Source organism: Streptomyces tremellae (genome assembly GCF_039540215.1).
In the GTDB taxonomy this organism is placed as follows: Bacteria; Actinomycetota; Actinomycetes; order Streptomycetales; family Streptomycetaceae; genus Streptomyces; species Streptomyces tremellae.
On record NZ_BAABEP010000103.1, the window covers coordinates 1 to 11683 of the forward strand.

Consider the following 11683-nt stretch of genomic DNA (forward strand, 5'->3'; position numbering starts at 1 on the left):
TTTCCCGTGTTTCCCGTCCGATTCCCCGCCGGAAGGTGGGGTCCTGCCGCGTCTTTCCGGCCCTTTCGCTCGGCCGTTCCGACGTTCCAAACCTTAGCGGATCTCCCCGGGGACTCATAATCGAGCCCTTTCAAACGGGTTTTCGGCATGCCGAATTCCCGTCCCGTGAGGGAGGCCGTGCTGGTGTTGGTGTGCCGCTTGCGCTCCAGCGGCGGGAGGGCTGCCGGGAACCGTCCGGTTCCGTGGCAACTCGGAGTACTTTACGGATCGCCTCCGGCGGTGTCAAGGAACCGCCGTCCGCGGTTCAGGAGGCCGTGGCCCCGTCCTGGTCCTGGGCGTCCAGGTCCTTCAGCCGGCCGCCCGCGTCGGGCTGGGTGTCCTCCACCCGGCGCAGGAGCCGGATCAGGACCTCGCCGAGTACGCCGCGCTCCTCGCTCGAGAGGTCCTGGAGGAGGTCCTCCTCGAAGGCGGACGCCCTGCGCATCGCCTCCAGCCACTTGGCGCGGCCCTCGTCGGTGAGCTCCACGATCACGCGGACGCGGTTGTTCTCGTCGCGGTCGCGGGTGACGAGGCCGTCGTTGGCCATGCGGTCGATGCGGTGTGTCATGGCGGCGGGGGTGAGGCCGAGGCGCTTGGCGAGTTCGCCGGGGCCGAGGCGGTAGGGGGCGCCCGAGACGACGAGGGTCTTCAGGACCTCCCACTCGGTGTTGCTGATGCCGAGCTCCGAGACCTGGCGGCCGTACGCCACGTTCATGCGGCGGTTCAGGCGGCCGAGCGCGGAGACGACCTTCTCGACCTGCGGGTCGAGGTCCTGGAACTCGCGCTGGTAGGCGGCGATCTGCTCGTCGAGGCTCGGTTCGTGCCCCGGCGGCGGCAGGGACGCGGCTCCCTGGGATGTGTCGGACATCGCTTCAGTATCCCACGGGGGCGGTTGGCGTTTAAGTGCTTCGAGCTGTATTGTTCAAATCCTAACTTTAGCTTTAAAGTCTTCACGTCTGAGGTCTTCGCACATCAGTCGTACGTACTTCAACCTTATGGGGCTGTGCGAGGCCCCTGAGCCCCAGGACTTCCCCCTCCCCCGGGCGGCGCGTGCCACCCGGCGACCCTAGGCAGGTGAGTGTGTGACCAAGGCGATGAGCACGGCGATGCGCAGGATCCAGACCGGGAACGTGCTGAGCGCGTTCGGTCTCGGCTTCACCGTTCCCTACCTGTACGTCTATGTGGCGCAGGTGCGCGGCCTGGGGTCCGGGACCGCCGGGATGGTGCTCGCGGTGTTCGCGACCGCCGCGCTCGTCCTGCTGCCGTTCACCGGGCGCGCCATGGACCGGCGCGGGCCGATGCCCGTGCTGGCCGGCGCGGCGGTGTGCGCCGCGGGCGGCGCGGTCGGGCTCGGCTTCGCGTCGAGCGTCCTGGGGGCCGTGGCGGCCGCGGCCGTGCTGGGCGCGGCGACCGCGGTCATCCAGCCGGCGCTCGCCACCCTGATCGTCTGGTGCTCGACGCCGTCCACCAGGACCCGGGCGTACGCGACGCAGTTCTTCCTCCAGAACCTGGGGCTCGGCGTCGGCGGGCTCGTGGGCGGGCAGCTCGTGGACACGAGCCGTCCGAGGAGCTTCATCCTGCTGTTCTGCGTCGAGGCGGCGATGTTCCTGGTGCTCGCGGCCATCGCGGGGACCGTACGGCTCGCGCGGCCGGTGCCTGAGGCGGCCGGGGCCGCGGCGGGCGGCGGGCGGGGGCTGCGCGCGCTGCTCTCGCACCGGGCGATGGTGCAGCTGCTGGTGCTGGCGTTCGTGGTGTTCTTCGCCTGCTACGGGCAGTTCGAGTCGGGCCTCACGGCGTACGGCACGGACGCGGCGGGCATCGACCCGTCCTCGCTCGGGGTCGCGCTCGCGGTGAACACGGCGGTGATCGTGGTGGCGCAGTTCCTGGTGCTCCGCTTCGTGGAGCGCCGCCGCCGTACGCGGGTGATCGCGCTGGTGGGGCTCGTGTGGGCGGTCGCGTGGCTGGTCGCCGGGTACGCGGGGCTCGCGCACGCGGGCCAGACGGCGGCGACGGTCGCGTTCGTGTCGACGTACGGGCTGTTCGGTCTCGGCGAGGCCCTGCTGTCGCCGACCGTGGCGCCGCTGGTCTCGGACCTGGCGCCGAGCGCGCTCGTGGGCCAGTACAACTCGGCGTTCGCGCTGGTCAAACAGTTGGCACTGGCCGTGGGTCCGGCGGTCGGCGCGCCGATGGCGGCGCGCGTGCACGGGCCGTACATCGCGACGTTCGTGGCCTTTTCGCTGGCCGTGACCGTACTGGCGCTGCGGCTCGGGAAACTGCTCACACCCGGGCAGGAGCGGCCCGCGGCGACGGCGCCCTCGCGGGTGGTCGCGCAGCACCTGCCGGAGCCGCTGTCCGGGCCGGGAGCGCTGCCCGAGCAGTCGGTGGGTCCGGCGCGGGTGCCGGAGAGCGTCAGCTGAGCTCCTCCGTACCGTCCTCGGCGGGCGGCAGGGCGAATTCGCACCAGACGGCCTTGCCGCCGCCGGGGGTGCGGCGTGAGCCCCACGAGGAGGCGATGGTCGCGACGATGGAGATGCCGCGGCCGGCCTCGTCGGCCGGCTCGGCCCTGCGGCGGCGCGGCAGGTGGTCGTCGCCGTCGGTGACCTCGATGATCAGCCTGCGGTCGGTGCGGCGCAGCCGCAGCCGCATGGGCGGGGTGCCGTGCTTGAGCGAGTTGGCGACCAGTTCGCTGGTGGCGAGGACACCGAGGTCGCGCAGTTCGACGGGGAAGCGCCAGGAGGCGAGGACCCCGGAGGCGAAGGCGCGGGCGCGCGGGGCGGCCTCGATGCCGCCGAGGAGTTCGAGTGCCGCGTTGTGGAACAGCTCGGCGTCGCTGCCGGTGCGCGCGGGGTGCTGGAGTACGAGGACGGCGACGTCGTCGTCGTGCTCTGCGGTGATGCCCTGGCTGCGCAGCAGCCGGTCGCAGACGACCTGCGGGGTGCCCTGGGCGCCCGAAAGCGCCTTCTCCAGCTTGGCGATGCCGTCGTAGATGTCCTCGTCGCGCCGCTCCACCAGGCCGTCCGTGTAGAGGACGGCGGTGGATCCGGGCGGCAGCGGGATGCTGGCGGAGGCGTGCATCCAGCCGCCGGTGCCCAGCGGCGGCCCGGTCGGGTCGGGGGCGCGGCGCACGGTGCCGTCCTCGTCGCGCACGAGGACCGGCAGGTGCCCTGCGGACGCGTAGACGAGGGCCCCCTCGTTGGGGTCGTGGACCGCGTAGACGCAGGTGGCGATCTGGCTGGGGTCGATCTCCGCGGCGAGCCCGTCGAGGAGCTGGAGGACCTCGTGGGGCGGCAGGTCGAGGCGCGCGTAGGCGCGTACGGCGGTGCGCAGCTGCCCCATGACGGCGGCGGCGCGCACCCCGCGGCCCATCACGTCGCCGATGACGACGGCGGTGCGTCCGGCGCCGAGGGTGATCACGTCGTACCAGTCGCCGCCGACCGCGGCGTCGGCGCCGCCGGGCTGGTAGGTGGCGGCGACGCGCAGGTCGTCGGGCTGTTCCAGCTCCTGCGGGAGCAGGGAGCGCTGGAGGGTGACCGCGGTCTGGCGGTGCCGCCGGTCGCTGGCGCGCAACCGCTCGGCGGCCTCCGCGTGGTCGGTGACGTCCGCGGCGAAGACGAGCACGCCGTCCGCGCCGGGGCGGCCGACGGGCGCGCAGGTCACGGTGTAGGAGCCCTCGGTGCGCCGCTCGGCGCGCGCGGTGCCCGCGGGGCGGCCCTCAGGTGCGGGGGCCGGGATCCTGCGGGACTTGACGGTGCGGGGCGTGCCGCTGCGCAGGACCTGGTCGAGGAGCGGGGTGAGGCCGAGTGCGGTGAGTTCGGGGCAGCTCTGTGCGGCGGGGGTGCCGAGTTCGCGCGGGCCGAAGGCTGCCTCGTACGCGTCGTTGACGTAGGCGACGCGGTGATCGGGGCCGTACACCAGGGCGACGAGCGCGGGGAGTTCGCCGAGTACGTCGCGTACGGAGAGGTCCTCGGGCGTGAGCGGCGCGTGCCGGCCGGCCTTGTCGGCTTCGGCCCGTGGGGGTTCGGCCGCGTACTCGCCGCGGGCCGCGGGGACCGCGCCGCCTTCCTGGCGGGCGGCCGCGCGGTCCGCGCGGGCGAGGGTCCGGCGCTGCGTGCTGCCGGAGAGCCGGGCGCTCCAACGCGTGAAGTTCACGGTTTTCAGGACCTCGTGTGTGGTGTGCTGGTCGTGACGGGGCGGTGGCGGCCGCCGACCTGACACGTCGGGCCCGGCGGGTGGTGCGGTGTCAACGGCGCGGGGCCCGCGGGGCGGGCGCCCGGCCGGTGCGGCCGGGCGGGCCCGGCCGTCCGCCGGTGGCCCGCCCCGGAGTTCGGTCGGATCGGGTCGTCCGGTCCGTACCGGGGGCCGTACGGACCGGCTCCATGGTCACACGTCCGGTGTGGCGGGGCCCACTGGCGGCGCCCCGGCCGTGTCGGGGGGCCCACTGGCGGCGCCCCGGCCGTGTCGGGGGGCGCGCGCCGGCGGCCGGGGGGTCTTACGAGCCGCCGGGGGCGCGTGGCCCCGGCGTGCCGGGCGGGCCCGGTATGTCCGGCGGCCCCGGTATGTCGGGCGGTCTGGACCCCGCCGCGGTCTCGAACTCGGCGCGCGGATGCTCCAGCGAGCCGAGGGAGACGACGTCCCGTCTGAAGAGGCCGGAGAGGGTCCACTCGGCGAGGATGCGCGCCCTGCGGTCGGCGGTGGGCATCCGGCCGAGGTGATACGCGCGGTGCAGCAGCCAGGCCGGACGGCCCGTCAGACGTCTGCCGCGCACGTGCGCGACGCCCTTGTGCAGGCCGAGTGAGGCGACGGAGCCGGCGGAGGTGTGCCGGTACTCGGACAGGGGGCCGCCGCGCAGGGACGCGGCGATGTTCCCTGCGAGCACGGCCGCCTGCCGCAGGGCGTGCTGGGCGGTCGGGGCGCAGATGGCGCCGGGCTCCGCCGCGGTCGGGTCGGGCACGGCCGCGGCGTCCCCCGCGGCCCACGCGTGGCGGGTGCCCGCGACGGAGAGGTACCCGGTGCAGACGAGCCTGCCACGGGCGTCGCGCGGCAGGTCGGTGGCGTCGAGGAGGGGGTGTGGGCGGACGCCTGCGGTCCACACGAGCGTGCGGGTGGTCAGGCGGGTGCCGTCGCTGAGGTGGGCGACGCGGTCCTCGCAGGAGTCGAGCCGGGTCCCGAGGCGTACGTCGATGTTGCGGGCGCGCAGGGCGCGCACGGCGTAGTGCGCCGTCTCCTCGTCGGCCTCGGGGAGGATGCGCCCCGCGGCCTCGACGAGGATCCACTTCAGGTCGCCGGGGGCGATGGTGCGGTAGTAGCGGGTGGCGTGCCGTGCCATGTCCTCCAGTTCCGCGACGGCCTGGACGCCGGCGAAGCCGCCGCCGACGAAGACGAAGGTGAGGGCGGCGTCGCGGACGGCGGGGTCGCGGGTGGAGGCGGCGATGTCGAGCTGTTCCACGACGTGGTTGCGCAGCCCGATGGCCTCTTCGACGGTCCTGAACCCGATGCCGTGCTCGGCGAGCCCGGGGACGGGCAGGGTGCGGGAGATGGAGCCGGGGGCGAGGACGAGTTCGTCGTACTCCCGCCTGCGCTGCCCGCCCGCGCCGCCCTCCTCCTTGGACGCGGCGGTGCGCAGGGTGACGGCCCGTTCGCCGTGGCGTACGGCGGTGACCTCGCCGACGACGACGGTGCAGCGGTCGAGGACGGCCCGCAGCGGTACGACGACGTGCCGCGGCGAGATGGTGCCCGCGGCCGCCTCGGGCAGGAAGGGCTGGTACGTCATGTACGGGTCGGGTGAGACGACCGTGACGTCCGCCTCGTCCCTGGTGAGGGCGCGTTGCAGGCCGAGGGCGGTGTAGAGGCCGACGAAGCCGCCGCCGACGACGAGGACGCGGGCCGGGGGACGGGCGGGGGCGGTGTGCGCGGCGCCGGTGGCGCGCGGGGCCTTCGGGAGCGGGGCGTGCGCAGCCCCCGGCGCGTCCGGCGCGTCGTTGCGGTGGTGCGCGCCTGCCGCGTCCTGCTCTCCGCCGGGGCGCGCGCCCTCTCCGCCGGGGCGCGCGGCGGTCGTTCGTCGTACCGTTCCTCGGGCGTTTCGCCTGATTCGTCGTGTGGTGCCTCGGGGGGTCTCAGCCATCACCACCCCATGAGGCATCGCCGTGCGGGGTTTGTCCACAGCCCCGGCAAATTGTGTGACCGGTACTCGCCCACTCGGCGGCCGGGACATTTCGCCACGTTGACGAAGAGGGGTGCAGGTCAAGGCGGTTGGACCAGGGTGGGAAAGCTGGTTGAATCAGATATCTTCTCGCCCTTGCTCCGATCGGGCCGCCTCCGTACGGAATTACCCCTTCTGAATTGCGGTGGGCTCAACTATGTTCGTGTGTCATCGGAGGTGCAGGTCCGTGACTGGTCTGTGCCCTTCGTGTCGAAAACGGGGAAAGTCTCCGGGGGGAGACGTACATGAGCCGGGGGAACGGTCATGCACATTCAGGATTCGCAATGGCGCGCCGGATCGGCGGCCGAGGGTGACGGGCGGGGTGTCGCGGGCGTTGGACCAGGCGCGGGACGCGGCATCAGACATGGCTCCGCACACCGCGTCGCGGGCGGCGGTGCCGCGGCGCCGCACCCGTCTGGAGGCGGTGCGATGCGAGGCGGCGGTGGGCAGGTGACGACGGCCAGGCCGACTGCCGCGCAGGCCGCGTCCGCGCAGGCCGGCAGCGGTGGTGCGGGCGGGCGCCCGGCGCCGCTGCGGGTGGACGCGCAGCGCAATCTGGAGCACGTGCTGCGCGCGGCGCGCGAGGTGTTCGGCGAGTTGGGGTACGGGGCGCCGATGGAGGATGTGGCACGCCGGGCCAGGGTCGGCGTCGGCACGGTCTACCGCCGCTTCCCGAGCAAGGACGTGCTGGTCAGGCGGATAGCGGAAGAGGAGACCTCCCGGCTCACCGACCAGGCGCGTACCGCGCTCGGCCAGGAGGACGAGCCGTGGCCCGCGCTCTCGCGCTTTTTGCGCACGTCGGTCGCGTCGGGCGCAGGCAGGCTGCTGCCACCGCAGGTGCTGCGCGTGCGGATGGCGTCCGAGGAGGTGGCGCCGCCGGCCGAGACACGCGTGCCGCACCAGCGCCATCCCGGCGACGAGGGCGAGCCGAGGGTGATCGAGCCCCGGCTGAGCGTCGAGGAGCTCGACGCGCCGGGGGCCGTCGAACTGCTCGATGTCGTGGGGCAGTTGGTGGAGCGGGCCAGGGCCGCGGGTGAGCTGCGGCACGATGTGACCGTCGCGGACGTACTGCTGGTCATCGCCACGGCCGCGCCGTCGCTGCCGGACGCGGCCCAACAGGCGGCGGCCTCCGCGCGCTTGCTCGACATCCTGCTCGAAGGGCTGCGGCCACGGGCGCTGTAACCGGTGCGTCCAGGCACTCGGCGCGGTCGAGGCACTCGGCACCGTTGAGGCACTCGGCGCGGTCGAGACACTCGGCACCGTTGAGGCACCTACGGCAGCGGGTGCGCTTGGCACGCCCGCTGCGGTAGGTGCACCTGGTGCCCCCGGCGCCGCGGCCGTGACCGGTGCGCCGCCGTAGGCGTGACCGGTGCGCCCGTACGCAGTCACTGCGCCACCCGTCCGCTGCGGGCGGGCGGTGTGGCCCACGGGTGCGCCGCTTCAGCTGTCGAACACGTGTGCCCTTTGGGCGGCCGGTGTGTCGCTCGTCGGCGGGAAAGCGCGGGCCGCGGGGCGGGATCGTGCCCCCGGGGGGTGGTTGTGACCTGACCGCTCCCACCGTGCCACCATTCTGTGGCAGGCTTGCCGGGTGTTTGGGTGTGACAGCGCATACGGGGGCTTCCGCGATGAGCGGTGAAGGTCACGACGAGCCTACGGGCGGTGCGAGCGGGGGCGGCGGTCCGGAGCCCGGCGGGCCCGCGCCCCGGCAGGTGCCGAACCAGGGCGGCCCGGTGGGTTCCGACGCCCCCGTGGGTCCCCCCGGTGTGCCCGGCGGCGGCCCCGCGCGGCCCTCTTCCGGCCCTGCGCACGGACAGGCGCCGGAGCCCGCGCCCGTGGAGACGGCCGAGCAGGACCCGGAGAGCAGCGTCCCCCAGCAGCGAGAGGGGCGCGGCGGAGCCGCGGCGACCGCGCCGCTTTCCAGGGTTCCCTCGCCCGCGCAGCGCGAGGACACCGGGGCCGGCGAGGCGGGCGCGGAGCCGGGCGGCGACGTCCCGGCCTCCGACGCCGACCTCGTGCAGCGCATGCGCGACGGCGACGACAGCGCGTACGAGGAGCTGTTCCGGCGGCACTCGACCGCGGTGCGCCGCTACGCGCGCACCTGCTGCCGCGACGCGGACACGGCGGACGACCTGACCGCCGAGGTCTTCGCCAGGACGCTCCAGGCCGTGCGCGGCGGCGCCGGGCCCGAACACGCCGTCCGTGCCTACCTGTTGACGACTGTTCGGCGCGTCGCCGCGAACTGGACGAAGAGCGCCAAGCGCGAGCACCTGGTCGAGGACTTCGCGGTGTTCGCCACGCAGGCCGCCGCGTCCTCCTCGGTCTCGGAGGACGAAACCCTGGACCTGGGCGCCGACGTCCGGGCGATGCACGAGGCCGAGCGGTCCCTCGCGATGCAGGCGTTCCGCAGCCTGCCCGAGCGCTGGCAGGCGGTGCTGTGGCACACCACCGTCGAGGAGGAGTCGCCGAGCCAGGTGGCGCCGCTGTTCGGCCTGACCGCCAACGCGACGGCGGTTCTCGCGGGCCGGGCCCGCGAGGGACTCAAGCAGGCGTACCTCCAGGCCCACGTCAGCTCCGCGCTCACCGCGGGCGGCGACTGCGCGCGGTACGCGGACCGGCTCGGCGCCTACGCGCGCGGCGGCCTGCGGATGCGGGCCGAGCGCGGCCTGCGCAAGCACCTGGACGAGTGCGCCAAGTGCCGGATGGCCGCGGGTGAACTGGCTTCCGTGAACGCGCAGATCCCGGCCGTCGTGCCGATCGCGGTCATCGGCTGGTTCGCCACCGGGTTCTCCCTCAAGGCACTCGGCGTGGTCGGCGGCGCGACCGCGGGGGCCGCGGGCGCGGGCGCCGCGGCGGCGGCCGGCTCCTCGTCGGGCGGCACGTCCTCGGGTGGCGCCGCCGCGGCGGCGGACGGTGCGAGCACACCGCTCAAGGTCGGCGCGGCCGCACTCGCCGCGGTCGCCGCGGCCGCGGGGCTCGTCTTCGCGCTCACCTCGGGGGACGGCGACAAGCCCCCGGCCCCCGAGGCGAAGCCGCCCGCCGCGCAGCAGCTGCCGCCGCAGATCCCGGTGCCCTCGTCGCCGCCGACGCACAAGGCGCCCGCACCGCCCGCACCGGAGCCCAAGGCACCCGCGCCGAAGCCCCCGGCGCCGAAGCCGACCCCGACCAAGCGCTCCGTGCCGCCCCCGGCGAAGCCGTCGCCCACTCCGTCCGCCACCCCGACGGAAAAGCCGCCGAAGCCGACAAAGCCGCCGCGACCGCCCGAGCCGACGCGCGCCCCGACCACTCCGCCGCCCGCACCCGCGGTCTACCAGGTGAACCGGCTGCCGTACGCGTTCCAGGGCGACGGCACCGAGCCCGAGGTGCGGCTCACCTCGGCCGGGCAGCTCTGGCAGCGGCAGAACCTGTCGGTCGCCAAGACCGGCTACGCGTACGGCGCGAGCATGCACGCGCCGGGCAGCGTCACGATCGACCTCAACCGGCCGTGTTCCACGTACGAGGCGTCGGTCGGGGTGGACGACATGACGCTCGGCCTCGGCAAGGTCCGCTTCTCGGTCTACGGCGACTCCGGGCCCCTGTGGACCTCCCCCGTCGTCAGCGGCGGCGACCCCGCCGTGCCGGTGTCGGTCCCGATCGCGGGCCAGAAGTCGATCCGCCTGGTGGTGCAGCCGGCCTCCCCCCTCGGCGCGGTCGCCGTCGCGGACTGGGTCCAGGCCCGCATCAGCTGCCGCTGAGGGCTCCGGCCCCGTACGCCCCGCACCCGGGGCCGTACGGAACGCGGCGGGCCGAGCCCGGTCGTGCCCCGGCCGGCCGCGGGTCGGCCTCACGGCGCGGTCAGGTGAAGAGGGCCGCAAGGCCGGCTGCGACCTCGGGCGGGGTGCGGACGGCGCCGGTGGCGCGGGCCGTCTCGTACGCCTCGGGGGTGAGCGCCGCGCGCGCCCGCGCGGTGACGTCCGCGGCCTCCCTGGCCTCGGGGACCGAGCGCGGGTACGGGCCGCGCCAGATCTCCGCCGCGGCCAGGATCCGTACGGCGCCCGCGGGGTCGCCCGTGCTCAGCAGCATCGGCGCCGCCGCCTCCGCGACCTGGGCGAGCAGCGTCGGCGCGAGCCCGCCCGCGACCGCCCTGCGCAGGACCGGCACGAGCGAGCGGAGCGCGGCGCGCGGGCCGCCCTCCTCGCGGGCGGCGATCCGCGCCTCCACCATCCCCACCGCGACGGCGAACTGCGGCGGCGGTGTGCCGCGCCCCGCCTCCGTCTTCGCGGCCTCGATCGCGGTCCGCGCCCTGCCCGCGTCCTCCCCGCTGATCGCGAGCATCGCGCCGAGCAGCGCGAGGAACGCCTCCGCCTCCCGCACATGGATCCGCTCGGCCTCCTGGACCGCCGCCGCAAGGCCCTTCTCCGCGCCCTCCAGGTCCCCGGCCCGGTAGGAGAGCTCCGCGAGGCGCGCCATGAGGACCGGCACCTCGGCGTACGCGCCGACCTCACGTGCGTACCGCAGGGACTCCTCGCACGCCTCCCGCGCCGCGTCGAACCGGCCGCGGGCCATCGCCGCCTCCCCGACCGCGCCCGAGACCTGCGCGAGCACCCAGCGGTCCCCCACCTCCCGGCACAGCTCCCGCAGCTCGCCGAGGGCGGCGTCGACCTCCTGGACGCCGCCGGGCAGGTCGGCAAGGAGGTGCGTGCGGCCCATCAGGACCACGGCGGTCTCCCAGGGACTGCCGAACCTGCGGACGTTGGCGAGGGTGTCGTCCATGACGCGGCGGATGTCGAGGCCGGGGTCGACGAAGAACGCCAGGACGCCCCAGAGCATGCCGGGGAACCGCGCGGACCGCGGCCCAGGCCGGTCGAACGTGCGGATGAGCCGCTGGACGGGCGCCAGGCCCCCGGGCTCCGCCTTGATCCGGTCGAGGCCGCCGTTCTCCCCCAGCATGAAGAGCCGCATGAGCTGGAGCGAGCGGTACGGCCAGTAGCGGGGGTCGTCCTCGCGCCCGGGCTCGGGACCGAGCGCGAGGACCTGGTCGACGCGGCGCAGGGCCTCCGAGCGGTAGTTGCGCAGCCACCAGAACCAGCAGACGGCGAACACCATGCGCTGCGCGGCCCGCTCGTCCCCGGCGCCCCGGGCCCGGTCGAGTACGGCGCGGATGTTGTCGAGCTCCGTCTCCACCCGCCGCATCCAGGGCAGTTGGTCCGCGGAGCGCAGCCGCGGCTCCGCTGTCTCCGCGAAGCGGATGAAGTACGCGGTGTGCGCGCGCTCCGCTGCGGCGCGCTCCTCGGGGGCCTCGGCCGCGCGCTCGGAGGCGTACTCGTGGATGGTCTCCAGCATCCAGTAGCGCATCGCGCCTCCGGGCCCCGGCGCCGCCACCACCAACGACTTGTCCACCAACGCCCCCAACGCATCCGCGACATCCGCACCACCACCCCCGGCACCACCACCACACACCGCCTCCGC

Annotated in this window: 6 protein-coding genes and 1 pseudogene; 3 read left to right on the plus strand and 4 right to left on the minus strand. The window is 74.9% G+C overall.

All coding sequences use genetic code 11. The annotated features are described in order from the left end of the window. Positions 1 to 304 precede the first annotated feature (304 nt). The gene (locus ABEA77_RS32680) at positions 305 to 907 is read right to left on the minus strand and encodes a MarR family winged helix-turn-helix transcriptional regulator (protein WP_345655622.1); all 603 of its coding nucleotides are present in this window, start codon (positions 905 to 907) and stop codon (positions 305 to 307) included. A 226-nt stretch (positions 908 to 1133) separates the two neighbouring features. On the opposite strand from ABEA77_RS32680, the gene ABEA77_RS32685 reads away from it, so the two are divergent. After that, positions 1134 to 2456, plus strand: coding sequence for an MFS transporter (locus ABEA77_RS32685; RefSeq protein WP_345655628.1), 1323 nt, complete (start codon positions 1134 to 1136; stop codon positions 2454 to 2456). Here ABEA77_RS32685 and ABEA77_RS32690 read toward each other — a convergent pair. Together ABEA77_RS32690 and ABEA77_RS32695 are read right to left on the minus strand one after the other, a co-directional pair. Beyond that, complete coding sequence (locus ABEA77_RS32690; RefSeq protein WP_345655623.1) at positions 2449 to 4188, minus strand: ATP-binding SpoIIE family protein phosphatase; 1740 nt, start codon at positions 4186 to 4188, stop codon at positions 2449 to 2451. The genes ABEA77_RS32685 and ABEA77_RS32690 overlap by 8 nt on opposite strands. A gap of 340 nt (positions 4189 to 4528) precedes the next feature. Next, positions 4529 to 6160: an NAD(P)/FAD-dependent oxidoreductase gene (locus ABEA77_RS32695; RefSeq protein WP_345655625.1), complete on the minus strand. Its 1632-nt coding sequence runs from the start codon at positions 6158 to 6160 to the stop codon at positions 4529 to 4531. Between the two features lie 507 nt (positions 6161 to 6667). Here ABEA77_RS32695 and ABEA77_RS32700 point away from each other — a divergent pair. After that, complete coding sequence (locus ABEA77_RS32700) at positions 6668 to 7420, plus strand: TetR/AcrR family transcriptional regulator (protein WP_345655626.1); 753 nt, start codon at positions 6668 to 6670, stop codon at positions 7418 to 7420. A 443-nt stretch (positions 7421 to 7863) separates the two neighbouring features. Beyond that, positions 7864 to 9969, plus strand: a complete 2106-nt coding sequence (locus ABEA77_RS32705) for a sigma-70 family RNA polymerase sigma factor (protein WP_345655627.1) — start codon at positions 7864 to 7866, stop codon at positions 9967 to 9969. Between the two features lie 100 nt (positions 9970 to 10069). Here ABEA77_RS32705 and ABEA77_RS32710 read toward each other — a convergent pair. Then, a pseudogene (locus ABEA77_RS32710) lies at positions 10070 to 11683 on the minus strand (AfsR/SARP family transcriptional regulator); the annotation flags it as partial.